Origin of the sequence: Nostoc sp. 106C, from assembly GCF_002154725.1 — a bacterium.
GTDB lineage: Bacteria > Cyanobacteriota > Cyanobacteriia > Cyanobacteriales > Nostocaceae > Aulosira.
Genome location: NZ_MTAW01000179.1, coordinates 93,623 through 120,189 on the forward strand (window position 1 = coordinate 93,623; position 26,567 = coordinate 120,189).

At 39.3% G+C, this 26,567-nt stretch carries 24 protein-coding genes; 2 read left to right on the forward strand and 22 right to left on the reverse strand.

Annotation, left to right across the window (positions count from 1 at the left end; genetic code table 11):
- Positions 1-60 precede the first annotated feature (60 nt).
- From BV375_RS26740 to BV375_RS26805, 14 genes are all read right to left on the reverse strand, one after another.
- Entirely contained in the window at positions 61-1,710 is a 1,650-nt protein-coding gene (locus BV375_RS26740; RefSeq protein WP_086766104.1) for a DUF1565 domain-containing protein, read from the reverse strand.
- Positions 1,711-2,192: 482 nt separating this feature from the next.
- Positions 2,193-4,406 carry a polysaccharide biosynthesis tyrosine autokinase gene (locus BV375_RS26745; protein WP_086766106.1) on the reverse strand — a complete coding sequence of 738 codons (2,214 nt, stop codon included), beginning with the start codon at positions 4,404-4,406 and terminating at the stop codon, positions 2,193-2,195.
- A 192-nt stretch (positions 4,407-4,598) separates the two neighbouring features.
- The gene (locus BV375_RS26750; RefSeq protein ID WP_086766108.1) at positions 4,599-5,762 is read right to left on the reverse strand and encodes an endo-1,4-beta-xylanase; all 1,164 of its coding nucleotides are present in this window, start codon (positions 5,760-5,762) and stop codon (positions 4,599-4,601) included.
- A gap of 13 nt (positions 5,763-5,775) precedes the next feature.
- On the reverse strand, positions 5,776-6,861 hold the full coding sequence (locus tag BV375_RS26755; protein WP_086766110.1) for a glycosyltransferase: 1,086 nt from the start codon (positions 6,859-6,861) through the stop codon (positions 5,776-5,778).
- A 43-nt stretch (positions 6,862-6,904) separates the two neighbouring features.
- Positions 6,905-7,663: a WecB/TagA/CpsF family glycosyltransferase gene (locus BV375_RS26760; RefSeq protein WP_086766112.1), complete on the reverse strand. Its 759-nt coding sequence runs from the start codon at positions 7,661-7,663 to the stop codon at positions 6,905-6,907.
- Entirely contained in the window at positions 7,653-8,744 is a 1,092-nt protein-coding gene (locus BV375_RS26765) for a glycosyltransferase family 4 protein (RefSeq protein WP_086766114.1), read from the reverse strand. The genes BV375_RS26760 and BV375_RS26765 overlap by 11 nt, the downstream gene beginning before the upstream one ends.
- Positions 8,745-8,752: 8 nt before the next feature.
- Positions 8,753-10,045: an O-antigen ligase family protein gene (locus tag BV375_RS26770; RefSeq protein WP_086766116.1), complete on the reverse strand. Its 1,293-nt coding sequence runs from the start codon at positions 10,043-10,045 to the stop codon at positions 8,753-8,755.
- A gap of 11 nt (positions 10,046-10,056) precedes the next feature.
- Positions 10,057-11,163 (reverse strand): glycosyltransferase family 4 protein, encoded by a 1,107-nt coding sequence (locus BV375_RS26775; RefSeq protein WP_086766150.1) that lies wholly within the window; start codon positions 11,161-11,163, stop codon positions 10,057-10,059.
- Positions 11,164-11,222: 59 nt separating this feature from the next.
- Positions 11,223-12,656 (reverse strand): oligosaccharide flippase family protein, encoded by a 1,434-nt coding sequence (locus tag BV375_RS26780; RefSeq protein WP_086766118.1) that lies wholly within the window; start codon positions 12,654-12,656, stop codon positions 11,223-11,225.
- A 74-nt stretch (positions 12,657-12,730) separates the two neighbouring features.
- Positions 12,731-13,753 carry a glycosyltransferase family 2 protein gene (locus BV375_RS26785; RefSeq protein ID WP_086766120.1) on the reverse strand — a complete coding sequence of 341 codons (1,023 nt, stop codon included), beginning with the start codon at positions 13,751-13,753 and terminating at the stop codon, positions 12,731-12,733.
- A 152-nt stretch (positions 13,754-13,905) separates the two neighbouring features.
- Positions 13,906-15,345, reverse strand: coding sequence for a sugar transferase (locus tag BV375_RS26790; RefSeq protein WP_086766152.1), 1,440 nt, complete (start codon positions 15,343-15,345; stop codon positions 13,906-13,908).
- 824 nt (positions 15,346-16,169) lie between these two features.
- On the reverse strand, positions 16,170-17,408 hold the full coding sequence (locus BV375_RS26795; protein ID WP_086766122.1) for an NAD(P)/FAD-dependent oxidoreductase: 1,239 nt from the start codon (positions 17,406-17,408) through the stop codon (positions 16,170-16,172).
- A 49-nt stretch (positions 17,409-17,457) separates the two neighbouring features.
- A complete protein-coding gene (gene rd, locus BV375_RS26800; protein WP_086766124.1) occupies positions 17,458-17,622 on the reverse strand; it encodes a rubredoxin in 165 nt (54 codons plus the stop codon).
- A 217-nt stretch (positions 17,623-17,839) separates the two neighbouring features.
- The gene (locus tag BV375_RS26805) at positions 17,840-18,034 is read right to left on the reverse strand and encodes a hypothetical protein (protein ID WP_086766126.1); all 195 of its coding nucleotides are present in this window, start codon (positions 18,032-18,034) and stop codon (positions 17,840-17,842) included.
- A 323-nt stretch (positions 18,035-18,357) separates the two neighbouring features.
- Between BV375_RS26805 and BV375_RS26810 the strand changes: the two genes are divergently transcribed.
- Together BV375_RS26810 and BV375_RS26815 are read left to right on the forward strand one after the other, a co-directional pair.
- Positions 18,358-18,915: an SRPBCC family protein gene (locus tag BV375_RS26810; protein WP_086683416.1), complete on the forward strand. Its 558-nt coding sequence runs from the start codon at positions 18,358-18,360 to the stop codon at positions 18,913-18,915.
- Between the two features lie 5 nt (positions 18,916-18,920).
- The gene (locus tag BV375_RS26815) at positions 18,921-19,496 is read left to right on the forward strand and encodes a DUF924 family protein (protein ID WP_086766129.1); all 576 of its coding nucleotides are present in this window, start codon (positions 18,921-18,923) and stop codon (positions 19,494-19,496) included.
- A gap of 117 nt (positions 19,497-19,613) precedes the next feature.
- Here the strand turns inward: BV375_RS26815 and BV375_RS26820 are convergent, their stop codons facing one another.
- The 8 genes from BV375_RS26820 to BV375_RS26850 all read right to left on the reverse strand — a co-directional run bounded on the left by BV375_RS26820 (position 19,614) and on the right by BV375_RS26850 (position 26,361).
- Entirely contained in the window at positions 19,614-19,916 is a 303-nt protein-coding gene (locus BV375_RS26820) for a type II toxin-antitoxin system RelE/ParE family toxin (RefSeq protein WP_086766131.1), read from the reverse strand.
- Positions 19,916-20,173, reverse strand: a complete 258-nt coding sequence (locus tag BV375_RS26825) for a type II toxin-antitoxin system ParD family antitoxin (protein ID WP_086766133.1) — start codon at positions 20,171-20,173, stop codon at positions 19,916-19,918. Before BV375_RS26825 ends, BV375_RS26820 begins: the two co-directional genes overlap by 1 nt.
- Positions 20,174-20,251: 78 nt before the next feature.
- The gene (locus BV375_RS38860; protein WP_279432969.1) at positions 20,252-20,377 is read right to left on the reverse strand and encodes a hypothetical protein; all 126 of its coding nucleotides are present in this window, start codon (positions 20,375-20,377) and stop codon (positions 20,252-20,254) included.
- 76 nt (positions 20,378-20,453) lie between these two features.
- The gene (locus tag BV375_RS26830; protein ID WP_143842222.1) at positions 20,454-20,603 is read right to left on the reverse strand and encodes an integrase; all 150 of its coding nucleotides are present in this window, start codon (positions 20,601-20,603) and stop codon (positions 20,454-20,456) included.
- 37 nt (positions 20,604-20,640) lie between these two features.
- Complete coding sequence (locus BV375_RS26835; protein WP_086766135.1) at positions 20,641-20,895, reverse strand: Nif11 family protein; 255 nt, start codon at positions 20,893-20,895, stop codon at positions 20,641-20,643.
- A gap of 425 nt (positions 20,896-21,320) precedes the next feature.
- Positions 21,321-23,939 (reverse strand): ATP-dependent chaperone ClpB, encoded by a 2,619-nt coding sequence (gene clpB, locus BV375_RS26840; RefSeq protein ID WP_086766137.1) that lies wholly within the window; start codon positions 23,937-23,939, stop codon positions 21,321-21,323.
- A gap of 520 nt (positions 23,940-24,459) precedes the next feature.
- Positions 24,460-25,047, reverse strand: a complete 588-nt coding sequence (locus BV375_RS26845) for a Uma2 family endonuclease (RefSeq protein ID WP_086766140.1) — start codon at positions 25,045-25,047, stop codon at positions 24,460-24,462.
- Positions 25,048-25,158: 111 nt separating this feature from the next.
- Positions 25,159-26,361: a PD-(D/E)XK nuclease family protein gene (locus BV375_RS26850; RefSeq protein ID WP_208099195.1), complete on the reverse strand. Its 1,203-nt coding sequence runs from the start codon at positions 26,359-26,361 to the stop codon at positions 25,159-25,161.
- Positions 26,362-26,567 lie beyond the last annotated feature (206 nt).

Sequence of the window (26,567 nt, forward strand, 5' to 3'; positions counted from 1 at the left end):
CGCAAAAGCGGGCCTTATTTATATAGCCACAGGCTTCAGCCTGTCAGCTATTTATAGAAATTACCCAACTACGATATAAGGCGAGTTAATCGCCGCTACACGACCAGCATCTACTAAAGCTTGATAAACTAGTGCCGCTACCTCAGCGCGTGTAGCATCGCGGGTAGGGTTGAGTTGTTTGGGGTTCGGGTAATTGACAATAATCTCCTTATCGATCGCTTTCGCTATTTCATCCTTGGCATAGTCAGGAATCTTTGCTTGGTCATCAAATTTGAAAGAGGTTGTAGCATTACCAGCTAATCCCAATCCATTCACCAAAGAGACGATAACTTGCACGCGCTGGATATTTTGGTTGGGGTGGAAGCTACCATCAGGAAAACCAGCGAGAAACAGACCTTGATATGCTTGTTGAATTACCTTAGATGCCCAAAAGTCTGCTGGTACATCCTTAAATTTGTTAGCCGCACGGTTTGGGGATGGGTTGAAAGCTTTGACCAGTAAGGCAGCATATTGTGCCCTTGTCATCGTAGCATCAGGTTTAAAAGTGCGATCGGGAAAACCGCTAACAATCCCCTTTTTAACTAGTTCTCGAATAAATGCAGCTGCCCAATGATTACCAATGTCTGTCAAGTCGCTGGGTGCTGGTGTCGGCGTGGGGGTTGGTGTTGGTGTTGGAGTGGGTGTTGGTGTTGGAGTGGGTGTTGGTGTTGGAGTGGGTGTTGGCGTTGGAGTGGGTGTTGGTGTTGGAACAGGTACAGGTATGGGTGTCGGTGTCGGTGTCGGTGTCGGTGTTGGGGTAGGTGCTGGTGTAGGGGTTGGCGTCGGTGTCGGTGTCGGTATGGGAGTGGAAGCAAACTCAATGTTGCCCGATATTTTAGTCGGATCTATTTGATTTCCTACAGAAATCAGCTTGTTAGCACCTGCATTTTGCAAATCAAACTTACCATTGTTGCGTAGAACGTTACCTCCAGGATTATCGGCACTGCCCAAATCTGGAAGGGCATTTGCAATCACTGTGAGACCGTCATCAGTATTTTTTTCACTGATATTATTACGCAGAATGGGACGCGCAGTACCAGAGATAACAATCCCAGAGCGATTTTCGGAAATTTTGTTATCTACAATAGTGGGTGATGCAGCATCACTAATGGCAATACCATAACCTGTTTTGATGAAGGTATTACCTTTAATTTGCCCTTTGGAATTTTTAGCTATTGAAACACCATTGGCAGCATTCTCAGAGAAAAAATTGCCGACGATAACTGGATTTGCGTCGCCAGTGGCAAAAACTCCTTCGCGCTTGGAATTAGTGAAGGTATTATTAGCAACAGTTGGTGTACTTGACTCAACCCAAACAGCAGAACCACGGCTAGCTGGATTTGTTACACTTACTCCCCGGAGTTCTGCGCCATTGAGCAGCACAAAGGTAACATTTTGTCCAGCAAATGTACGGCTGAGGTAGTTACCACTACCTTCAATTACAACACTGCTGCCTTTGTTGGCCTCATTACCTACGACTATTACATCAGATGGAACGTTTAGGGGGAAGACTTCACCAGTAGTAGCATTGTAATTCCCGTCTGCCAGTTGAATTTTGCTGCCTGGAGTAGCAACCTTGAGGGCTTGAGTAATTGTTTTGAAGGGAGCTTGTTGGCTACCAGCGTTGCTATCACTGCCAGTCCCTGGATTTACGTAAAAATTTTGCGCCATATTTATACTGCGAAAAAAGACATAGATATCCTAGCGCTAACCATTGAAGTAGGTAGCAATTGCTAAAGTTTAAATCGCAACATTGACTTCCACAGTAGTATGATACATTCCGCAAAAATCGAGAAGAATATGTGCTTGGGTTCAAACTCAAGCAAAAGACTCCTTTGGTGGAGCCGTTCTCGTACCTTTAAGAGAAAGCAAACTACGCATAGCGTCTTCGACAGGAGAAGGTCTAAAGAAAGCGGATGTATTCATGGAGAAACAAAAGCGATCGCATCATTGCTAAAGCCCTAGGCTTTATCCGTGTGGAAATCCCGACTCCTTCTTACAATGAAATAACATAAGTAATTTGTTAGATATAATATGAGCAATTGTGAATAGCTAGAGACATAAAAAAAGCTGAGACTGCAAAAAATAGAGCCTCAGCAATGAAATTGAATGTATTTAAAAAGTACTACTAGCGATATCTTAAATTCATCCACCTAATTATGCATCCTAGCTTTGATTCTAGATTCTGTTGCTATTTTTTCAGTACTAAAGTATTCTTTAGCATGATAGAAATCAGTACTAGATTCATTGCTCTCATTTATGCCGTTCACTAACAAACCTAAGACGTTGTGACCGGAGCGCTGTAACATCTCTTTAGCATGATTAGCACTGTTAGAATCAATCACCCCAGGACGAGCTACTAACAAAATTCCATCGGTCATGTGGCTTAAAGTCAAAGCATCAGCAGCAAGCAGCAGTGGCGGAGCATCAATAATTACAAAATCATATTGACTGGAAAAGTCTTGAATTAATGATGCCATACGTTTGGAATCTAACAAAGCCAGTGGATTAGGAGGTCTAACGCCAGCAGTTAAGACATCAAGATTATCGATGACGTTACAGGCGGCAGTTTTAAATTCAGCCTCACCAACAAGTACCTCGCTCAAACCTGCTGTATTAGTTATTTGCCAGAGATGATGCTGAGAAGGAACTCGCATATCTGCATCAATTAGTAAAACTCGCCGTCCTAATTGAGCGATCGCTGCTGCTAAGTTAGCCGAAACTGTAGACTTGCCTTCTTTCGGAACTGCACTACTTACCACAATAGTTTTTAACACCTTATCTGAACTTAGAAATCTCAGATTGGCCTGAATCATGCGGTAAATTTCGCTAGTTAAGGAGTGAGGCGTATCTATGACAGCAATTTCTGGATTGATTAAATCTGTCTCTCGATTACGGGAGCGAAGCTTTTTAGTAGATGAGGGAACTATCCCCAATAAGGTATATCCAAATATCTCTCGAATTTGTTTAAGTGTTTTGAGAGATCTATCTCTCGTTTCTAGAAAGATAACAGCAGTAGTCGCTAAAAAGGCTCCTAATAAAATACCTAGCACTAAAACGAAAGGTTTCAGCCCTAGTGCTGCCTTGTTGGGAACTAAACCTTTAGCAATAATCCGGGCATTGGGTGTATTATTATTTTCTGCTACCTGTAATTCTTGAACCTTTTTCAATAGGGTCTGGTAGGTAGATTGAGCAACATCGAGTCTCCGTTGTAGCTCCCGTTGTTGTTGTTCCAACTGAGGTATAATTTTCACCCGTTGCTCATAGATAGAGCGAGAATTGTACAAAGAATTAAGTTTTTGAGCTAAACCTTGGCGCTGAACTTCAGATTGCAGAAATTCTTTGATCAGGTCTTGTTTGGTTGGCCCTATCTGTAATGTTTTTGGCTGAATATTGGCTGAAGTGCCACCATTCTGACCAACTTCCTGTTTTAGGAGTGCTTGGAGGTTAGCTCTCCTTGCTACTAGGTTAACAATTACAGGATTTTCTTCTTGGAAACGGCTGCGTTCAGTAGCTAACTGACGATCTACTTCTTGAATTTGTGTGAGAATTCCCTGTACCGCAGGTGACTGACTAAGAGTACTTGCAGATAGTGCTTCTTGCGAACTTAAAGCTACTTTCTGGCGTAGTTCATTAGTTTGAGCAGTGGCTTGGTCTAAATCAGCTTTCGCCGTATTAATGCCGTTGTCTAAATTTCCAATAATTGCAACTGCTGACCTTGTTTCTTCAACCAAGTCCACAATATTATACTTTTGTTTAAATATGCGTAGCGCTGCTTCTGCTTCTTGAACAGCATTTTTAGTATTAGGCAGCTGCTTAGCCATAAATTTCCGAGTTGCTTCGGCTTCGCCACGATTTGTGAGAATATCATTCTCTAGATAGAGATTCATAATTGTGTTGACTACCGCCGCTGCCTCTTCAGGATTAGGGCTGTTATAGCTAACTAGCAACACATCTGTACCACCAATAATTTTTAGATTTATGGCTTTTTTCAGTGCTTCAACTGTTAACGGTTCGCCTATAGCATTTTTAAGTTGTAGTTCGTCTATTGTCCTTTGCAACAAAATAGGCGAAGAAATCACTTCTATTTGCGTACTGATAGGATTCTGAGTTGAAACCAGAGGCTTTAAATCACCTGATGTTCCTCCTTCAGAGTCACTTGGCAAGAGATTAGTTCCAACTACGTTAAAAGAAGGAGTTTTAAATAGTAATTTGCCTTCTGCTTCATAGGTTGGCTTTAGAAATGTTGTCGCTACAGCGCTGAGAGCTACTGTACTCGCAAAGATAGTAACAGCTGGTAGCCATTGCCGTTTCACTATCGATAAGTAACGACCCAAGTCGAAATCAATAGATTCTCTAGATTCCATAGCTCTTCCTAAAGATATAATTTTCAAAAGTGCAGATCTCAGGCAATAGACAAAAAATTTACTTACTTAAAGTTGTCATGAAGCATTACTATTGAAATTAATAATACTATTCAACAGTAGTATATACTAATTACATTAAAAAACTATGAAGTTATCTATAAGGCTTTTGTTATATCGATAAAAATACTGAATTTAGCGTCTTGGAGCACGATCAAAAGCTCTAGCGATCGCATTCCATGCCAGTTTAGGTTTGAGATTGGCATCTAGTGGTAAAGGTCTGACAGCAGCACCATCAGCACGGCGAAAAAACTCTGAAAGCCAGGTATAGCGATCACTAATTCCCCAACTGATTACAGTTATTACTGCTGGCTCTTGTAATACTGCCCCAAGATAATCTTCATAAGTTGCAGCCACAAAGCGATCGCGTGCACGAGTATCTAAGGGAAGCTTTTTGTCTATAACATCCAACTCTGTAATCATAATTTTCAACCCCATATCAGCAACACGACTGAGAAAAGTCTGTAACTTTTTAGGGTTAAACTTGTTGCCATTAGCTTCTAAATGAGACTGGATGCCTAGAGCATGAATTGGCACTCCCCGCGATTTCAAACGCTCTAGTAACTTTAAAACAGCATTTCTTTTAGCTTCATGTTGTGGAGTGTCATATTCTATTCCAAAGTCGTTGTAAACCAATAATGCTTTGGGATCTACTTCCGCAGCCAAACGAAAAGCATATTCTATATAATCTTTCCCTAAATACTTCAGCCAAGGTGTATTTCGCAAACCGTCAGATCTACCATCTTTTGGGTCAATTGCCTCATTTACTACGTCCCAAGAGTGCATTTGTCCAGCATAATGACGTAAAACTTTCTGAATATGTTGCGTCAACAACTGCTGGGCATTTTGATGATTCACTGTCTCCTTAAACCAGGAAGGTAAAGACTCATGCCATACCAAAGTGTGTCCGCGCAGCAACATACCTTGTTGGCGAGCAAATTTTGCAAACCAATCGCCTCTTTTAAAATTAAAACTATCCGCAGAGGGACGTATAAGATTCCACTTGAGAAATCCTGCGACTAGCATCGCACACTCTCTGGCCACAACCTTTGCTAGCTCAGGATCTGATTGTAAATTTAATGTGCCACAATCTGCTCCATAGATTAACCCCTTACTAGCAGCACGCTGTTTTAAAGGAGTTTGCCCAACTACGCTGAAGTCTCTTCTTAAAGGAGTAACAGCTTGAATTTGCTGATGGGGATGTATTGCTTTGCTCATTGTCAAAGCACCTACGCTGGCCGCAGTCCCTAAGCCTAAGTACAGGAAACTTCGCCTATTAAGCAACCCATTGTTTGTCATTGCCAATCATCTCCTAGATGAGGGTTTTTTTAACTACAGAGGAGCAAGTCTTATTGGAACTATATTCCTCCCACCTGTGCAATCGATTATTAGCTTGGAAACAAACTAATAAATCCACAAGAAATGCTGTGACGGCAATGGGAAAAAAGATTAATGCCTTATGCAAAGATAAATTTAGAAGACTTTTAAATCGGCGCAGCAGCAACCACTCAGGGATAGCCCATCCATTCTTTTGGGACACTGTTGATTGAATGAGCTTGCTGACCCAAGAAGGGTCTTGCTCGTTTCTAGACTTAATGATTGAACCTGCATCTTGCTGTTTGTTGCAGCTTGACTGTAAATCGTTATAGATATACGTGTTGATTGTATTGGCTAAAATCAACCATTGCTCGTGTCGGAGTAAGCGACGTATATCAGTATAAGCTTCAAAAATATGGGATGCAGAATTAGCACGCACCACTCGTTCTGGAACTTCTGGTGAAGTCAGCAAATCGGTGACGACCATTTTCCACACAAAACCATCTTCAACTTCAATACCTTTGGGCATCCAAATTCTGCGTAATACAGAAGCGCGAGTACAGTAAAGCTGTCCGCATATCCATACTGATTTTGCTCCTGAGACTCGCGAAACTGAAAGAGACAATTGATCTATGAGGCTTTTTTTCTCCTTCAGTGCCACGTCCTTAACCAGAGTATCTACAGATACCCAAGCATCGGGGTTGACTTCCAAAGTCTCAACCATTGAGTGGAGAGTGGTAGGATCAAGAAACTGAATGTCCGCATCCATTAGAAACAGATAGTCAGCACTGGGATCGGAAAACTTATGCACATAATGATTCCAGGCATTAGGCTTACCGGCTTCTTTAACTTCGCAAACACTCCAAGATACAGAGGAGTTAGCAGCAGACTTCACCAAATTTTCCAATGTACTGCTAGCGATCGCAGCTGTCTCATCACTACAACCATTAGGCACTACCACAACTTCGATTGCTGTGTTGGTATCAACCTCGTTAAATATGCTTTGTTCAAATAGCGATTGCAGCGTGTTGCTAATGCAGTTCGCCTCATTATAAGCGAGTATACCAATACTAATTTTCAATTTCCTACCCTCTTAATCTCAGCAAAATTATGATTATTGATGATTAGTTAAACTTCAATACACCAAAGCGCTGCTTCAGTACCAGCCAAATAAATGTAGGATTACCCAAAATATATCGTTTCCACAAACGGCTAGGCTCAACAATCAGGCGAAACAACCACTCTAGACCTGCCTTTTGCATCCAAACTGGCGCTCTTCTAACCATATCGGCAACTAGCTCAAAGCTAACGCCAATCCCAATAGAAATTGGCACTTGTAGCTCTAAATAATTATTAGCTATCCATTTTTCTTGTTTGGGTGCGCCCAAGCCGACAAAGAGAATATCAGGAGATGCAGCTTTAATTTTAGAGTTAATAGATTCTAATTCTTCTGGTTGGTACTCAAACCCATAAGGAGGACAATAAGTTCCCACAATTGACAAATTAGGATGCCGAGCTTTTAACTTTTGTTTAGCTTGTTCAGCGGCTCCAGGACGACCACCTAATAAAAATACTCTTAATCCTTTTTCTGCTGCAATAGCACAGAGTTTTTCAAACAAATCTGTGCCATTAACTCTATCTTTAAGAGGAGTTTGCAAAAACTTAGCTGCCCATAGCAAAGACACCCCATCGGGCACAACTAAAAAAGCTTGACGATAAATCTCTCGAAAATAGACATCCTTCTGTAAGGATAAAATATGCATGGCATTGGGAGTCACGACATATTCTGGCTTGCCTTTTGAGAGCGCATGATTAACAATTTGGTTGACAACCTCGTTAAAAGTATATTTATCTATTTCCACCCCACAAATATTAATTCTCATGCACTACCTCCTCAGTTTGATGCAATTGTGATAATGAATAATAGATTTCAGCTAAATGATGGCAATAATTTCTAATATCAAATTGTTCAACATTTTTCCTACTAACTTTGCCTAGAGAGAGCCGTAAATCTTCATCAGCAATTAACAACTCCATCGCTTGCGATAACTGTTGAATATTTCCTGGAGTAACTAACAGACCATTTTGTTTGGCAATGACCAACTCTGGTATACCTCCTACAGGCGAGGCTATTATAGGCAAACCCCAGCCCATCGCTTCTAGGATGGCCATTGGCAGACCTTCGTTATAAGAAGGCAAAACAAACATATCTGCCTTGGATAACAACTCATCTCTTTGCTGGGAATTAATCCAACCCAGAAAAGTCACTCGTTCTGCTAGGTTGAGACTCGCTGCTAGCTGCTGTGCTTTGGTAATCTCTCCATCTCCTGCCAGAATCAACTGAGTAGATTCTTTTTGTCTATCCGGTAATTTAGCAAACGCCTCAATTAGATCAAAGGCCCCTTTGCGTTGACCCACTCGCCCACAAAACACCACATTAATCTTAGTAGGGTTTTGACGATTGGGAACATGATCTGGTAGTTCAGTGGGATTAGGCATAACAATCACTTGTTTTGGATTTAACCCCAAATTGGTTACATAGTAATCTTGCCAAGTTTTTGAGAGGACAATAAATCCTTGGCAGTGACGAAATACCCAGCTGACAGTTTGCTGTGCCCATTTAGGAAGCTTTTTATAAGTTAAATGGAACTCAGCCCCATGAGCGTGCATTAATACAGGCTTACCGAATATTGCAGCCAAAATTGCTAAAATAGCTTTGCGTAATACACTGCCTCCATCGGAAAGATGAATATGTACAAGAGCGATTTTTTGGCTTAAAAGACTCCACAGTAACTTTGTAAGAGCTGTACCAAAAACTCTGATTCTGTGTAAAATTGAACCCTCATCATGGCTGGTAATATGCTGAATTTTAATATTAGGAGCAATATGTTGAATTATCAATTTTTCAACAGTTGCTATTCCTCCATTTTGTTCTAAGCTAGCTCCCAACATTAGTATTCGCATTTTGTTCCTTAACCTTGAATTAAGTAATTTTGCTGTGGCTGATGGATACTATAGACATTTTTTTTCTTCAGAAATTCATTCATTTCTATTTTGATTGAGGAAGCTAAGGCGATATACATTATCCAAGGAATACTATCGCTTCCTAATAATGCAGTTTCCGTCAAGTTTGTTAGCACTAAAGCAGTCATGTGTATTACGGGAAAAATAGCTTCTATCTTTCTATTAACGCGAACAAAAGCTAGTGCCCTCATATAATTTATGACAAAGCCCAGAAAGAATATTGAAAGCCCTAATAAACCCAAATCTAACCATAAAGCTAAAAATCCATTGTGCGGATGGGTGGGAGTCCAAGCTTGAACACGCCAAATATAAGCAGACTCTCCATTCCAGCCGTTCCAAAAGCCACCATATCCATACCCTAACCAAGGATGTTTCCAAATCATGTCAAACACATAAGACCAGAGATCTCCGCGACCACTAAGATTTGAATCTTTACCAAGACTACCAAATATTAAATCTGCGCTATTTATGAATCCAAAATAGATAATTTCACCTATGATTGCTATGCCTATGAGCGCTGGTATCATGACATAATATGGTAACCATAAAGCTCGTAAAGCTACCAATACAGCTATTAAAATAGCTAAATTAAGCAATGCCGAAGTTGAATTAGAAAGCAATAATAGCAGTACAGATAAACCAAAACCTAGCCATAAAAATTGGCGCTTTTTTTTTAATCCAACAGCCATCAACAAAAATAGAATACTGCTGTTGAGCATACTAGCACCAAGACCATTTTTATGTACAAATATGCCTCGCCATTTACCTGCATGTACTCCGCCCATAACTCCGTATTTCGGTAAGGCTACAGCAAATATAAAACTCAAGACTATCGCTATGCCGCACATCCAAACTAATAGTTTTAATTGCTGTTTTAGAGTATAGCGGCTCGACAAATAAACTCCGAATAGGCTTGAGCCGATCAGCCTCATACTATCTTTCAAGGTTATTGCTGGCGCAAAAGACCAAAGTATAGAGAATAAACTTAGTCCTACCAATAACCAAATTAATTTATTTTGCATTAATACATAAATAGTTTTCTTCCAACGTAACAATAGAAGAAATAATGTAATTAGATAGATTAATATGCATGATACCTGATATAAAGTAGTATCATAGTTAACAGTTGTATCTGTTTCGTTTGCACCTCCTGAAAGTATTAGTATCAGAAGACCACCAGAATAAATTAGCAATGTAAATACTGTAAATACTTGTTCAGAAAAAAGCAGAATTTTTCTCATATTTATGATATTTAAATATTTATGGGATTTCGCACTAACTTTTGGTAAACTTCGACTGTTTGAGCAGCAATATTTGACCAGTTTAAGTCGTTTTTAGAGCGAGATAGCGCGGCCAGTTGCATTTTTTGCTGCAACTGGCGATCGCTCAATAGATCAATAATCGCATCAGCCAGTGCTTGAACATTACCAGGTGGAACTAAAAGACCATCTTGTTGGTGTCGAACTATCTCTTTTAAACCGCCTACTTCTGAGGCAATTACTGGTGTTCCCATCCCATAGGATAACGCTGCTACACCACTTTGAGATGCTTCAATATAAGGTAAAACTGTGACTGTACTCCGTTCAAATAAACTAACTACATCTTCGTAAGAAATATAATTGTTCATAACTTCATAGCGTTGCTCGTCATAGCCATGAGGAAAATATTGATCAATATTTTCACCTCTACCTGCAATAATCAGCTTCACCTCTGGAAAACGTTCCGCAACTAGTGGCATTGCTTGCAACAAGTATTTTAAGCCTTTATACGGCCAAATCCGCCCAAAAAATAACAAAGTATATGGCTCGCGCGATAGGTTTCTCTTATGGCTACGGCGCTGATATAAACTACCAAGTTCCCCATGCGCTAGCACATTGATTTGTTGGTCAGGTATATTAAATTGTTGATTTAAATTTTGTTTATGTAGCTGAGTATGGACAATCAATTGTTGCGATCGATGAAAAGAAATAGGTCGAGTGTACTCAGAAGCAAATACTGTTTCACCATCACCTGGGTGACTAAAGACATCATGAATAGTTGTAACCAAAGGAGGAGTTTTATTTAACAGAATAGTTAATAAATACCAAATGTCATATGCTTCCTGAACATGCAGAACATCAGGTTTGACTTCTCGAATCAGACGCATCATTTCCCACATGGAAAGTATATTCTTAGGATTGCGCGTAGATGGTTTTTTAAACCTCAGCACAGGAATACGCTCATCGAGAACACCTTCACAAGCGGAAGAACTTTTCTCTTGTTGAATTAAGATTAAATCTACATAGTTGACTAAACTATTGGCCAATTCAATAGTGTAATCATCAAAGCCAAAGTTTAGTAGTGCAACTCTAATACCCATTTGATTTATATTTTTTAAAATTAATTGAATATAGTTTAGTTTTATTTTTTTAGAATCTCTCATCCTTGGTTAAAAAGTTTTTGCCGTATCTTATGCAGTCCTCCGAATTGATTAATAGTCATTAAACTCATTATCAAAGCATAAGCAGATATGGCAATAATCAAGGTTAATAAAAAGTCTAGATGGATGTTTTGAAGTATGACAAATATAATTGACATTAAACCGGTAATTAGCAATGGACGACGGAAAACTTGCCATAGTCGCAATGAAAACAAACGAGTATAGGCAGTATACATATATAAACTAAAGCTCATAAAAGTCATTACTAAACCCATCAAAGCTGCTCCTAGTAGCTTATATTGAGGAATGAATATCACACCTGCTAAGCCTCCAGCAGCAGATGTAAAAGCTACTTCTATTAAGTTAAACTTCTCTAAACCATTCGCTATTAACAGATTACTGAGCGCTCGGCAAAATGTTGAAGCAATAATTGTTACAGAAATGAGATGCAGAATTACATCAGCTTGTAAAAAACTTTTATCTTTGTAGACAAATAATAATAATTCGTGCCCAAAAAACCACAGACCCACTGCAAAAGGTAGTCCCATGCAAAGTAAAAGTTCAATAATATTTTCTGTAGACTGGCGCTGTTGTTCTTTTCCCAAAGAAACTGCCTTTGACATATTTGGAAATGCTGCCATATTTGCACTATTAGCAACAATCGAATATGGCTGCAACAATTGACCTACAGCACCATAAAGACCAATCAAGAACTCGTTGCCTAAAAGAGATAGAATGAGTACATCTAGCTTACTAGCAATAATACCTACGCCTTCAATGGCAAAAAATGTACGAGCAGTCTTGAGCGTATTCCACATGAAATCTCGCTTAATTTGCCATTGAGGTTTAATCATTTTGGTGAGTAATACCCATTCTATGACTAGAATTAAAGATTCTGAAATCATTAATATTCCAGCAAGATATTTTACTCCATAGTGCAGTTGCATTGCCCAAAGCATTACTAATAAACGCAGGATGTAAACTGGCACTGTAGAAATCGTAATCAGATGCATTTTCTCTTGGGCTTGGAAAATGGCCTCTGTAATGTTAGAAAGCGCAAAGGGCACAATAGTTAAGCCCATGATGTAACAGACGACTGAGGTATCAGGACTGTAGGGTAATACAAATACCCAAATAACAAGTCCTAGATAGCCGAAAACACTAAGAATTAACTGTAATAAAGTACCGCTTACTAGATAAACAGGAATTTGTTCTGGTGAACGAGCTAATTCTCGTGTAAACAAAGTCTTTAAAGCTTGAGAAGCAAAGTTTACAAAGATATAATAATAGCTAACTGCTAGTAAATATTGCCCTAAAGAATAAGCCCCTAAACTACGAGCTATAGCGGCCGTTAATACAAAGGTTGTAATCCCTTGTGTCAAACGATTTATTAAAAGTGATAGAGAATTTTTGAGTACTTTTACTTGTCTCATTATTTATCTTGTACAAGTTAGTATGTTTTTTTATGCGACCGACTTGAGGACTATTTTTTGAATAACAGAAAATTTTACTTACTTTTATTACTTTTTGAAGCATATATCATGTTAAATGCTAATTTATTACCAAGTAGATAGTATTGAATTCTGCGGGCAATTATTCCTGGTAATCGGATAATTAACTGTAACCAAAAATAAGGATTAGATAGCATTTCAGCTAAGGTACGCAACCATTGCTTCTGCTTTATATTTCCAATCACACGGTAATAAGCTAAGTTTCTTTGAAAAACCCGAAGATTTTTAGATAGGGCACGCCCTAAATCAGGATTTAGATTAAAAATATCTTCTTCAGTGAGAAAATCTGAAATTTTACAACAACATTGCTCAAGGTTCCTTTCTCTATTTGATGGATTATTTGAAAACGTCAGCGAACCCTGACGGGATCGGTAAAAATAATATGGTTCTGGTACAAGTACAAACTTAGCTCCCTTGATTAAACAATTCATAACTAACCAAAAGTCCTGAACTATGGTTAAATTTCTATCATACTCAATACCATTCTTTATCAGAAAATCGCGTTTAAATAAAGGCTTTGATATTCCCAAATGCAAACCTGGTTTTCCATATACATCTGTTTTTACAAAATATACAGGGTCAATTATTTTTATATGATTAATACATTCACCGCTTTGACTAATTAATGTACTCCAAGGAGAATTTTGCCCATCTTGTATAAGATATAAATCATCAGCAATCATGTCCGCATTTTCTGCGTCTGCAATTTGCAAAAGTTTTTCTAACCGCTCAGGCGCATACCAATCATCTGAATCAAGGACGGCAACCCATTCACCCCTAGCTTCTCGAATGGCACGATTACGTGCACCACTCGCACCAAGATTTTGTTCATTTACTAATACCTTAAGCCGCTTGTCACTAAAGCTTCTAGCTATATCGACAGTTTTATCGGTAGAAGCATCATCTACAACAATCACTTCAATATTGCTCAGAGTTTGCTGTAAAACAGACTCTATTGCTTGAGCAATATAGGCTTCAGTATTGTAAGCAGGAATGATCACAGATACTTTTGGTTGCATATCAAAGAATTGTAGTGATAAATAATTTCAGGTCACTTGATATTTTCAATCTGTTGTAAATGTCAGCTAAAATAGCTGGATTTACACCACATTACTGTTTGACTAATGAATTGTAAGGCGCATTAACTTTTAACACCCAAGATTTCTGATTATTAATAAGCGCCTTCTTTGTTAAGAACTACCTTAACTGTTTTAAGTAAGATTTCAAAATCTAGCCAAAGTGACCAATTTTCAATGTAGCTAAGATCAAGCTTGATTACTTGTTCAAAATCTAAAATGTCTGATCTGCCTGAAACTTGCCAAAGTCCTGTAATACCAGGTAAAACTTCATGACGAATAAAATGGTGTTCGGAAAACTTATCTACGTCTCTAGTAGGTAAAGGTCGAGGTCCAACTAAACTCATCTCTCCAGATAGCACGTTAAAAAGCTGAGGTAATTCATCTAAGCTATAGCGACGGAGAAATGCACCAACACGTGTAATGCGAGGGTCATTTTTAATCTTGAAAATAATACCATCCTTTGTCTCGTTTAATGCTTCTAACTCTCTTTGCAATTTCTCTGCATCAGACCTCATGGTACGGAATTTCCAAACTTTAAAAGGTCTGCCACGTAAACCAATACGGGTTTGCCTGTAAAATACTGAACCAGGAGAATCTAGCTTGATTGCTATAGCGATCGCTATATAAATGGGGAATAATAAAAGTACTACTATCGCAGCTAAGCAAAAATCTAAACTCCTCTTGATCCAAAAATCCTTACTGGTGATGATAGGACAATCTAAACTTAGACAAGTTACGCCACCAATTTGATTAAATTCTACATTTCTATAAATGTTTTTGATTTCCACGGATAAAAGATGTACCGTAATCCCAGATGCCTGAAATAACCAACGTAAGAACATTCTATTTTTGATGGCGTTCCAAGCGACAAAAACTTCAGTTACTCCTAACTGATTGAGCTTTTCTAAAGTTTCCTGACGATAATATCTATCCAAACACCTAGCGCTTGCAGTTCCGCAAATTATGTACCGTTTTTCTTTCTTAATAAAACTAATAAACTTTTCGGTGTCTTCAGGATCGCAAATAATAAAAACAGCAGACTGTCCTAAAATTTTTCGGTTACGCAAGTGCTCGAGCGTAATATTTGCTACAGATCTACCAGTACAAACAAATGATGTGCTGAGTAACCAAGACCATATTAATGTTGAGCGTGTAATCTCAACAGGAGATTGATATAAAAAACCTGCAACTAATATTAATCCGTGGGCAAAACTAAGTGTTTTAATAATATTCAAATAGTCATAACGCTTTTTACCAGGCTGATAATTACCTTGGATTGCTAGCGCTCCTATTTGAATAGCAACAGTCATAAGTAGTGGTGAAAAACTACTTGGCGTCTGCCAATCAAAATCCACAGCATCAGTATGATATTTAGTTAATATCCAAGCCACGAACAAAAGAGTAGCGTCCACTGAAACCAGTGTTATTAATCGCAGCCACCATAAACCCTTTCTCATTCTTAGAGATACTGATGCCCGCAAATCTAGAGGAACTTCTCTTAAATGGGTATTTGTTACAGTTTTAATAGTCATAAATATTACTGGATTATTTAATTCATCAATAATCTTTGGTTTAGCTAATTGCACATTGGGGTAGGTTGATTAAAAACTCTGTTGCCAAGCTAGCCCAGCAATTCAATGGGGTTTATCTCCAACAGTACTGTGCACATAGGTCATATCTGCACACAATTCTACGTCTCTTCAACTTTCCGAGGCTTTACAGCTAAAGAGTTGTTCATGCTTCTGTTTATGAGTTTTTAATTCAAGCTTCAGGTAATGGCAAGACGTAAGTACTTAAATGTTTCCTCTTAATTTTGGTGGTTTATTGAACTTTATATCTACCGCAGTAATCATGCTTTTTTTACCAACCTGTCTACTGGCACCAGCAGTAGCAATCTTAAGGTAATACTTGAGACTCTACTTTTCTGGTTAGAGGTAACATCAATTCGGACGGTTTGATGTAATTTCAACACAATTGCCTCCGAATAACTCGTTTAATATGTCTTACTAAGATTGCCTCCCCGAATGTGAATACTACTTAGGGATTTTCTCAACAATTAAAAATTAATGAATCTATCTCGAGAGAGGGATGAACTTCAGGCGGTAGATACTTCAAAGGTTTTAAGACTATTTGTTCCATCTAACTCAACTTTTAATTTCGTATGAAATAGCATTGGCTAGTTAGAAGTTAACATTTCTTGCCCCCGGAGCTACACAATTCATGGCAACTTTACGGAGTATTTAATTTTTATGTCTCACAAAATTTAGTTTGTGTTGATAATATGAAGAAAATTCCTAATTACATATTTATGCTAGGATCACCGGGCAAGTACGGAAGCAGAAAATTATGTTTTTACTTAATTGCTAATTCCCATAGCATTACCAGCTATGTAAGCCGTAGTCCAAGCACTCTGGAAGTTAAAGCCACCAGTAATGCCATCTATATCCAGGACTTCTCCTGCAAAGTACAGGCCTGAAACCAACTTACTTTCCATCGTTTTGAAGTTGATTTCTTTAAGATTAACACCTCCACAGGTCACAAATTCATCTTTAAAGACTCCTTTACCATTAATTAAGTATTCTCCCTGAGTGAGTTCCCCTAGCAATCTATTTAAGGTTTTGTTAGACAGTCCTGCCCAACGGTCTTCTGTAGTTATACCGATGCGGGTAAGAATGTATTGCCAGAGGCGGTGCGGTAAGTCAACTCCCCTATGGAGGGTAATTGGCCGTTTTCCCCACTCAGTCTTGACAGCTAAAATTTTTTGCCGCACTTGTTCTTGCCGCAAATCAGGTAGCCAATTAATCAATAATTTGGCTTGATAACGGGTTTCATGTAAAATTCTCGCCCCCCAAGCAGAAAGTTTTAGAACAGATGGACCACTTAAACCCCAATGAGTAATTAGCAGTGGTCCAGTTTGTTCTATTGGGGATTTGTTACTAATAGACAAGCGCAACTTTACAGGATTAACACTGATTCCAGCCAATGCCCTCAACTTTTGATCTGGAATATTGAAGGTAAATAAAGAGGGTACAGGCGGTTCAATTTGATGACCTAACTCTTGAGCTATTTTATAACCTGCAAGGTTGCTTCCCGTTGCTAGCAGTAAGCGATCGCACTTTACTATCTCTCTCGACTTCAAAACAATCTCGAACCCTGTTGTTTCCGTTTGTCGTTTCACGCTTACCACGGGTGTACCAATACGAAGTTCTACACCAGTCTCTATGGCTGCATTCATTAGACACTCAACAATGGTTTCGGAACTATCCGTTAGGGGAAACATTCTGCCATCGGCTTCAGTTTTGAGATGGACTCCTTGGGCCGCAAACCAATCTACTGTATCTTTTGCTTGAAAGCGAGTGAAAGCACCCAAAAGAGCTTTGCCACCTCTAGGATAATTTTGAACCAACCTTTCTGCTTCAAAACAAGCATGAGTAACATTACAGCGTCCCCCACCCGAAACGCGAACTTTCGCTAGTGGTTGACGGCTGGCTTCTAGTAAAGTAACTTGGGCATGAGGATTAACTTTAGCACAAGCGATCGCACCAAAAAATCCCGCAGCCCCACCCCCGATAACAACAATTTTCAATGGTAACAAGTTCAAAAATCTCTCAACAGTACCTACTTTACTAGGCTAGCTGTTAAGTTTACTCTTCTACTAGTTCAAATTCATCTTTTGTCGCCCCACAAGTTGGACATACCCAATCCTCTGGGATATCTTCAAAGGCTGTTCCTGGTTCTATCCCACCATCTGGATCGCCTACTTGTGGATCGTATTCATAGCCACAGATAGTACATATATACTTTGCCATTGTGCTTACCCCTAGAGAATTTTTGCTTGACTATATATATACTGCTGGCAGCACTGTACCATAAGCTCGCTAGCATTTATCACCCTCATAGGAGATGGGGTATTGGGTATTTGTCAAGAAGGAAAAGGTAACACGAAAGAGTGAAGACTTATTGGTTACTTCTTCTGTTGTCCCCCTGCGTCCTTCTTGTGCGTGAATTCCTGAAGCGGAGTGAATGTTAAAAACGCCACCAGGTCTTTTGAACGTAACTGAGAATCCCAATAGCGATCGCTCCTAGTAATAATAGCCAAATAACACCGCCGGGAATAAAAGTGAGAAGACCGAACCCTCTGAGTAGCCACACGGCTATTCCTATGCCCAGTAGGATACCGAAAATTTGGGTTAATCTACGATTTAAAGAAGACTGACTCACTTATTTTGCCTCTGACCTCAATAATTTAGTGAATGCAACTTGCATATTTGATGATGTTTGTGCCATTCTATCTTTTAGAAATTCAGTTTTTCAGCTGAAAGTGAGACTCGTGTAAAAGTAGCTAACTCTTTTCTTTAAATTTTTTTCATAATAGATACATATTTTTAAGTATATTCATCAAATATTTACCGAGGAATCACTATTTCCGGAAATTTTATCTAGTCGAGTGGAACTAGAATTTAAGCGGTTGGACTCAAGCCAGTGAAATGGTTTGTAGTTTAAACCGTGTAAAGTGGCTGGTTTGAGGAGTAACTAAAATCAATATGTCTGCGTCTCATATTTCAGACTCAATAAATAAAGGTTCAAGTATGCCTTGGAATCAAAACGAGCAAAAGTTGCTCATGCAGGGTGAAATCTTTGTCAAAACAGAATCGCATACGGCGTGGGGTGGTGCTGTCACTGCTTGGATGTACGTGCCACTAGTGCGATCGCAAGTATGGCAGCAATTAACTGACTACCCCCGGTGGGTACATTATTTTCCTGACATTACTAAAAGTGAGGTTTTATCTAAAGGCGAGGCGAAGCGTTTGTATCAAGCAGCACAAAAAGCTTTTTTATTTTTTACAGCTCAGGTCGAAATTTACCTGAATGTTGTAGAAGTGCTGGGGCAACAAATTCAATTTCGCATGGAAAAAGGCTCTTTTGAGGACTTTAAAGCCAATTTAGAACTACAAGATTGCGGTAATGGCACTTTGCTTGCTTATAACGTCCAAGCTACACCAAATATGTTGATCCCCTCTATTTTTATTCAACAAGCAATGAATTTTGAGTTGCCTGCGAATATGCGTAAAATGCGGCAAGTGCTTTGTAAGGGTCAATAACAGCAATGTCACAGGCAAAAGCTATTTTGGAATTCTGGTTTGGTCATCCCGATGAACCGAGTTACGGCAAACCTAGGGATTTTTGGTTTCGTACAACACCAGATTTCGATCGGGAATTGGCAAGTCGCTTTCTTCAAGATTACCAAAAGGCAGCAGCAGGATTCTTAGACGATTGGGTAGATTGGCCGGAAACCTGTCTAGCACTGATTCTGCTGCTCGATCAATTTCCCCGAAATATGTTTCGTGGTACTCCCCAAGCCTTTGCCACAGATTGGGAAGCACTTTCAGCAGCGCAGCAAGCTGTAGCTAGAGGCTATGACCGTGAATTCCTGCCTGTGCAACGCTGGTTTATCTATTTGCCGTTTGAACATAGCGAAAACCTAGACGATCAGCGGCGGTGTGTGAAGCTATTTCAGCAAATCAGCCACGATCCTGAAAGTGCTAGCGCAATTAAGTATGCTTTTCGTCACATGGAGATAATTGAGCGTTTTGGGCGTTTTCCTCATCGGAATAATATTTTAGGACGCCTTTCAACTTCAGAGGAAATAGAATTCTTAAAACAGCCCGGTTCGTTATTTTAGAGTAATTTCTAGCTAAGACGCTTTCTAATCGGACAGCGTCTTTAAATCAGGTGATTTCTCAACTCAGCTTCCCTAAGTCGTTTTGTGCCTCTTAGTCTAGACTACAAAAATAACGACCTACTCATCTTCTTCTTCAAAAAGGCTTTGGATATCTCTTGCTCCATGTAGAACAAGAATGACTTCAATCCCTTGGTTTATAGGACGGTAGAAAATCAGATAATTCACTACCGGAAAACTCCGCAGATTTGGCGCTAAGGAATCACGCTTTCTTCCCATACCTGGGTTTGATGCCAGCATTTTGAGTTGGCTGTCTATTTTTTGTAGAAGCCGATCTGCTTTTTCAAAGCTGTCATTAGCAATAAAATTCCAAATATCTAATAAATCAGCTTGCGCTAACGGTTTTTTGAGAATTATCGCCATTATGCAGATTCTTTCTGCTGCCGTTGTTGTTTTGCCAATTCGATGATTTCATCCATGTTTAGAGGTGTAGATTCTCCGCTATCAATCCCAAGCTGTATTTCCTGACGCAACTCGGCAAGGCGTATTGCTTTGAGGGCATCCTGCTCCTTGAGAAGCCGCAGACCTTCACGGATAACTTCCGAAGCTGAAGTATACATACCGCTTTTAACTTTGGATTGCACCCACTTTTCCAGTTCTGGGGTCAAAGAAACATTCATCTGCTACCTCTTGATAGGCTCATAGCAATAATCCTACCGAGAATAACAAAAAATGTCCAAGTTTGTTATTACTGGAGTTTAAAGAAAGCCTAAGTAAGAAAATGAAACCGAACACTCATCAACTTCACCTCCTGCAATCCAAGCAAGTTCTTCTACAGGTTTCGCTGGTAGCAATCTTAGTGGTGGTTTCAATGATTCACTCATCCATAAATTCTTGACTATCGTTTAGTTTGGAGTTTTGCTGCTTCAAGCACTCTCTTTAATTTACTGAATCTTCTAGCTAAAACCCAATAACAGAAACAGCCTTCCGCTTCTGCTCTAGCGTGACATCCAGATAACGCTGCAATGTCCCTAGATCGCTGTGACCAGAAATTTCTTGAATAGTTCTCAAAGATATCCCGTAAAATTCAGCCAATATAGCTGATAGCATCGGTAGAATGTCTACAATCTGTGTATCTCTCTTATTCTCAAGAGAAATTCCCAGATTTTGCTAAATTCAAAGAATTATCTACCAAGCTAGACTCGCTTTCAAACCATACTTGATCTAGCTCGGTTTCATTGAAGCTATAGCCATGAGAAGCAGCAAATCTCACAATCTTAGCTTTATCCCAATGACAACTGCCAAAAAATCCTTGGCTACAGCACTTCTTATAATATTGATCGTAGATTGCTGGCTCTGATGTTAAAAGGTTATAAAAATTATTAACCTGTTCTAGTGACATATAATGTTTCCTCCTTTGATAGGAATTTTCTAATTTACTCACAACTACATATAAACAAACTCTAATTCCGGGTTGGATATTTTAGCTTTGAATAAGCTTGGTTCTTGTTCTTGTAAAGTTCTGCAAAAGCTATGGTGGCTTTAATTTGAAGCTCATAAACACGGATAATAGTCAACTATTGAAAGGATGATTATAAAGAAGATATTGTAATTTGTTTTTATCTACAGTGGTAGAATATTTTTGACAAAAAAGATGATTTTATTTAAGTTCATACCTAGGTAAGAATTAAGCAGCATCAAAATATAGATATTTGAATAACACGTATTTACCTGAATAGCGATCGCTACTTGTAGGGAGTTGCTTACAAAAACGCCAAGAACTTTTTAGTGTCTTGGCGTCTTTGAAAAAGGTTATAGGTAACCGGATTAGCTAGTAAACACCTCAACAGGCAAACGGCTGAAGGAAAGGCGTTCATTTTGCACATCTACAAAGATAGAGTCGCCGTCGTGGAATTCGCCGCGCAAGATAGCTTTGGCAATCTGAGTTTCTAATTCTCGTTGAATTGCTCGCTTCAGTGGACGCGCTCCAAACACGGGATCATATCCAACCTCAGCTAAGAAGTCAAGGGCAGCATCAGACAGTCTTAGAGAGATCTTGCGATCGCTAAGTCTTTGGCGCAATCTATCTGCTTGCAACAAGACAATTTGCCGCAATTCCTGTTTCTGCAAACTGTGGAAGATAATAAATTCATCAATGCGGTTGAGGAACTCTGGACGGAAGCTATTGCGCATGGCTTCCATTACCCGACGGCGCATTTCGTCATAGCGTGTGTCATCGCCTGCGACATCGAGAATGTACTGCGAACCGATGTTGCTGGTCATGATAATAATCGCATTCTTGAAATCTACCGTATGACCTTGGGCATCGGTGACACGACCATCATCGAGAATTTGCAGCAACACATTAAAGACATCGGGATGTGCTTTCTCAATTTCGTCAAAGAGAATCACTGCATAAGGACGACGGCGAAGTGCTTCTGTGAGTTGTCCGCCTTCTTCGTAGCCAACGTATCCCGGAGGCGCACCAATTAAGCGCGAAACAGTGTGCTTCTCCATGTACTCAGACATATCAATTCGCACTAAAGCTTCCTCAGTGTCGAACATATATGCTGCTAGGGCTTTGGCTAACTCGGTTTTACCTACACCTGTAGGCCCTAGGAAAATAAAGCTAGCAATTGGACGGTTGGGATCGGCTAATCCAGCGCGCGATCGCTGTATCGCATCGGCTACGGCTGTGACGGCTTCATCTTGTCCAATTACCCGGCGATGGAGTTCATCTTCTAAATGCAGTAGTTTTTCTTTTTCCGATTCCACCAATTTACTGATAGGAATTCCTGTCCACTTAGAAATGATTTCTGCAATATCGGCTTCGGTGACTTCTTCCCGCAGCAGTGATTTACCTGTACCTTGGGCTTGTGTTAGTTCAGCTTCCGCTGCTTCCAATCGCCGATGTAAGTCGGTTAACTTGCCATATTTCAATTCCGCAGCCCGATTGAGGTCGTAATCTCGTTCTGCTTGCTGAATTTCCAGGTTAACGCGGTCAATTTCTTCTTTAACAGCCTGAATTTTGGTAATGAAATCTTTTTCCGATTGCCATTGCGCATTCAGGGTTCTTTGTTCTTCTTTGAGATCTGCGAGTTCTTTCTCTAATCTTTCCAGACGTTCGCGGGAAGCTATATCGCTTTCTTTTTGCAGAGATAGCTTTTCCATTTCCAGTTGCAGAATCTTGCGATCGATTTCGTCAAGTTCTTCTGGTTTGGAGGTAATCTCCATTTTCAGCCTCGCAGCGGCTTCGTCTACTAAGTCGATGGCTTTATCTGGCAGGAAGCGATCGCTAATATAACGACTGGATAATGTTGCAGCAGCGACTAAAGCACTATCAGAAATCCTTACACCGTGGTGAACTTCATACCGTTCTTTCAACCCCCGTAAGATAGAGATTGTATCTACTACACTCGGCTGATCCACATAAACTTGCTGGAAGCGTCTTTCTAAGGCCGCATCTTTTTCTATATATTTGCGGTATTCATCCAAAGTTGTCGCCCCAATACAGCGCAACTCGCCTCTGGCTAACATGGGTTTTAACAAGTTCCCCGCATCCATCGCGCCTTGAGTAGCACCAGCGCCAACAACAGTATGAATTTCATCAATAAATAGAACTATATTACCGCCGGATTCGGTAACTTCTTTTAATACTGCTTTCAGGCGTTCTTCAAATTCACCCCGGAATTTGGCCCCAGCAATCAAAGCGCCCATATCTAAGGCGATCAGCTTGCGGTCTTTCAGGGATTGCGGGACATCGCCAGCGACAATTCGCTGTGCGAGTCCTTCCGCGATCGCAGTTTTACCAACACCAGGTTCACCAATGAGTACAGGGTTATTCTTGGTACGGCGAGAGAGAATTTGGATCGTGCGACGAATCTCATCATCGCGCCCAATCACTGGATCGAGTTGACCTTTCCGGGCGGCTTCTGTGAGATCGCGCCCATATTTTTCCAGCGATTGGTATTTACCTTCTGGATTTTGGTCGGTCACTGTCTGGCTCCCCCGAATTTGTTTAATAATATTTTTTAGCTTGCCTTCGTCTAAACCAAATTCTTGGAATAAAGCTTTACCAAAGCGGTCATCTTTGGCATAAGCCAGCAATAAATGCTCTATTGAAATATATTCGTCCTTAAATTCCTTACGATAAGCGTCCGCCCGGTCTAAAAGAGTATCCAAGCTACGTCCCAAGTAGACAGAAGTGCTGCTACCGGATACTTTAGGCTGACGTTGAATAAATTGTTCGGCGCGATCGCGGACTTTTTGCAGATTCACACCCGCTTTTGTCAATATCCCGCTAGCTAGACCTTCTTGTTCTAGCAGGGCTTTCATCAGGTGTTCGCTTTCTATCTGTTGTTGTTGATATTGTTTAACAATATCTGGAGTATGGGCGATCGCTTCCCAGGCTTTTTCTGTAAATTGGTTGGGATTAGTGGGTTGCATAGGCTTGTGGAGAATCCACTCTAGACACAAAGGGGATAACTAACACTCGCAGACTGCGGTTCACCCGCCCTTACAAAGTGTTCATGGCAAAGAGAATCAGATTAGTTCTTATAAAATCATTGTAAGAAGACGGTGGCAAGTAGCTGGATCGGTCTTCACGTCTTTCTCAAGTAGTATTACCTCTCTTTAGTAGTGCTGAGGAGTAGCGCACTAATGTTCGCTTTGCTTTTCCTGCGGCTATTCTCTTGCTTTAAAATGTCTTGAAAATAGACAAGGGGACTCAGGGACACGAAGAAAATTTGATGATTGGTTGTGAGATTTTCTCGTGATTAGCTGACTTGATAAATTGCTAATTAGACAATATATCTTCAAGTAAATTATTAAATTCTGGATTATAGAAAACCGAAAAATTAACTTCTCACCACTTCAGATGAATATATGCAAGCAAACATTGCTACCACTTGGGAAAGCCGTTTTTAAAAGCGCCATGTATATCTTAATCTTTAAATATTTTGATAATTTACATAATTTTCTGTAAATGCAAAACAAATCCAGGTAGCACAGCTTCGCCTGATAAGCTATTAGGATTATCTAATATCTCTACATCTTTTCCTGGACGATAAATTTCTACTCGCTTGTTTTTCCGGTCAATTAACCAACCTAATTGAGCACCATTTGCGATATATTCTTGCATTTTATCCTGCAAGTCTTTGAGGGAATCGCTAGGAGAACGCAACTCAACTACAAAATCAGGACAAATGGGAGCAAATTTTTCTTGTTGTTCTGGAGTTAAAGCATTCCAGCGTTCAATTTTTACCCAAGAAGCATCAGGAGAACGATCTGCACCATTGGGTAGTTTAAAGCCAGCTGACGAGTCAAAAACTTCACCTAAATTACTCTCAGAATTCCAATTATCCAATTGAGTCGTGATTTTAACATTACGTCTGCCAGTCTCACTACCTGTAGGTGGCATAATTAATAATTCCCCTGATGCTGTACGCTCAAATTGATAATCGCGGTTTTTCTGACACATTTGGAAAAACTGCTCGTCAGTCAAGTCGATTTTCAATTTGAGTATAGAAGGTAAAGTGGTTGTAGCAGTGACCATAAGCTTATCCCAGCATCTTACTTTCTAGTTTAGTGGGGTGTGGCAGGCGATCGCACAAAGGTAAGTCCACTTTTGCTTAAGCAATATTAAGGCGATCGGTAAACCTCATCCTCACGCTTCAGGATATACAGATATATTTGAGTGGATTAACTTATTTCTATTTTCATTGATTATCTTTTCTATCTTTAGAAAGTCATCTTTAATAAAATCCTCCCAACATTCCTGGATTTTTCTCATTAAATCCTCAAGATTTGCAACTTTATAATCTCTACTATTTAAAATATCTTTTTGATAAATAGTTATCCATCTATCTGACCATCTACCATTATTCTTAAAAATTTTAGGGTAACTTAGGGAAAATTGAAGAATTTTTTCACGTATAGATTGTTCCCCAGAGCTAATGCCAAGCTGTAGCCTAAGATATTCAGAATCATTGTCAAAATAGAAGTAAAGAGGTAAATTTACCTCTTTCCATTCTGTGATATCAAACCCTACAGATTTAGTACTAAGCAAAAGTACAGAACCTTTTTGATTGTCAATATCTTTACTTACTATATCGTAAACAATACTAGCTATTTCTGATTGTAAATCAGGACGATGCTCAAAAATTAAATCAAGGGCTTGTTTATGCTTACAATAGATTTTACGGCAGAGTTCAGCAACTTCTGAATCACTCATAATATGTCTCCTGATTAACGTAGAATAGTGAGTTATCAAGGTATAAACATCTGCACCCAGGATAGATTTATAACTTTTACAAATGCTATCAATTATTTCAGCGAGATTAGAGTATTTATAAATTCTCCAATTGTCATCAGATGGTTTTCTACCTTCTGGTGTTAAATAAATCAAAATTTTTCGATAATTACTATATTGATTATCAATAATCGTGCGGTATCTTTCTAGTTGATCTGAATGCTCTCCAGAGTCAACTTTATTTTCTATTGCACAAACTAGTTTGTTACAGGGTGAGTGTATGAAAATATCAATATTTTGCCATTCGCGCTTAACCTCAGCGTCTGTCAAATCAGCTATATCTATATCAACAGAACTAATAGGTGGATAATTTATATTTGTAGGCTTATTTGTGTCTAATAGGACTCGCTTAAGAAATTGCTTAAGAAAAATGTCATCAAGTCTATGGTTTTGAGATGGATTTAACAAGAATGCTAAGAAGTTAGAATGACGTATTTCTTGTCGCACTACCCCAATTGCTTCAAAAATATTAAATTGAGTAAGTTTAGATTCCAGATAGTCTAATTCTTCATTATCAATAATAAATTTTTCTAGTAATGCTTGTTCTGTTGAGGGCATGGTCATTACTAAATATATTCTTTAATGGGACAACATTTGTATTGTTCCCATAAATTCAGCAAGGATAACTTTTACAACAGAGAATAAATATAAACAAAATTTTTGGCAGGAGAAATCTACCCAATAACCATGAAAAAGCGCCCTCCCGATTGGAAGAGCGCTTTTAACTCACACAGAAGCTATTGTTGATTTCTCAGAAATTAACC

Coding starts and splice junctions, on each gene's coding strand:
- BV375_RS26740 (WP_086766104.1), bottom strand. CDS start 1,710: ATGGCGCAAAATTTTTACGTAAATCCAGGGACTGGCAGTGATAGCAAC.
- BV375_RS26745 (WP_086766106.1), bottom strand. CDS start 4,406: ATGGAATCTAGAGAATCTATTGATTTCGACTTGGGTCGTTACTTATCG.
- BV375_RS26750 (WP_086766108.1), bottom strand. CDS start 5,762: ATGACAAACAATGGGTTGCTTAATAGGCGAAGTTTCCTGTACTTAGGC.
- BV375_RS26760 (WP_086766112.1), bottom strand. CDS start 7,663: ATGAGAATTAATATTTGTGGGGTGGAAATAGATAAATATACTTTTAAC.
- BV375_RS26765 (WP_086766114.1), bottom strand. CDS start 8,744: ATGCGAATACTAATGTTGGGAGCTAGCTTAGAACAAAATGGAGGAATA.
- BV375_RS26770 (WP_086766116.1), bottom strand. CDS start 10,045: ATGAGAAAAATTCTGCTTTTTTCTGAACAAGTATTTACAGTATTTACA.
- BV375_RS26775 (WP_086766150.1), bottom strand. CDS start 11,163: ATGGGTATTAGAGTTGCACTACTAAACTTTGGCTTTGATGATTACACT.
- BV375_RS26780 (WP_086766118.1), bottom strand. CDS start 12,656: ATGAGACAAGTAAAAGTACTCAAAAATTCTCTATCACTTTTAATAAAT.
- BV375_RS26785 (WP_086766120.1), bottom strand. CDS start 13,753: ATGCAACCAAAAGTATCTGTGATCATTCCTGCTTACAATACTGAAGCC.
- BV375_RS26790 (WP_086766152.1), bottom strand. CDS start 15,345: ATGACTATTAAAACTGTAACAAATACCCATTTAAGAGAAGTTCCTCTA.
- rd (WP_086766124.1), bottom strand. CDS start 17,622: ATGGCAAAGTATATATGTACTATCTGTGGCTATGAATACGATCCACAA.
- BV375_RS26810 (WP_086683416.1), top strand. CDS start 18,358: ATGTCTGCGTCTCATATTTCAGACTCAATAAATAAAGGTTCAAGTATG.
- BV375_RS26815 (WP_086766129.1), top strand. CDS start 18,921: ATGTCACAGGCAAAAGCTATTTTGGAATTCTGGTTTGGTCATCCCGAT.
- BV375_RS26820 (WP_086766131.1), bottom strand. CDS start 19,916: ATGGCGATAATTCTCAAAAAACCGTTAGCGCAAGCTGATTTATTAGAT.
- BV375_RS26825 (WP_086766133.1), bottom strand. CDS start 20,173: ATGAATGTTTCTTTGACCCCAGAACTGGAAAAGTGGGTGCAATCCAAA.
- BV375_RS38860 (WP_279432969.1), bottom strand. CDS start 20,377: ATGAGTGAATCATTGAAACCACCACTAAGATTGCTACCAGCGAAACCT.
- BV375_RS26830 (WP_143842222.1), bottom strand. CDS start 20,603: ATGCTATCAGCTATATTGGCTGAATTTTACGGGATATCTTTGAGAACT.
- BV375_RS26835 (WP_086766135.1), bottom strand. CDS start 20,895: ATGTCACTAGAACAGGTTAATAATTTTTATAACCTTTTAACATCAGAG.
- clpB (WP_086766137.1), bottom strand. CDS start 23,939: ATGCAACCCACTAATCCCAACCAATTTACAGAAAAAGCCTGGGAAGCG.
- BV375_RS26845 (WP_086766140.1), bottom strand. CDS start 25,047: ATGGTCACTGCTACAACCACTTTACCTTCTATACTCAAATTGAAAATC.
- BV375_RS26850 (WP_208099195.1), bottom strand. CDS start 26,361: ATGCCCTCAACAGAACAAGCATTACTAGAAAAATTTATTATTGATAAT.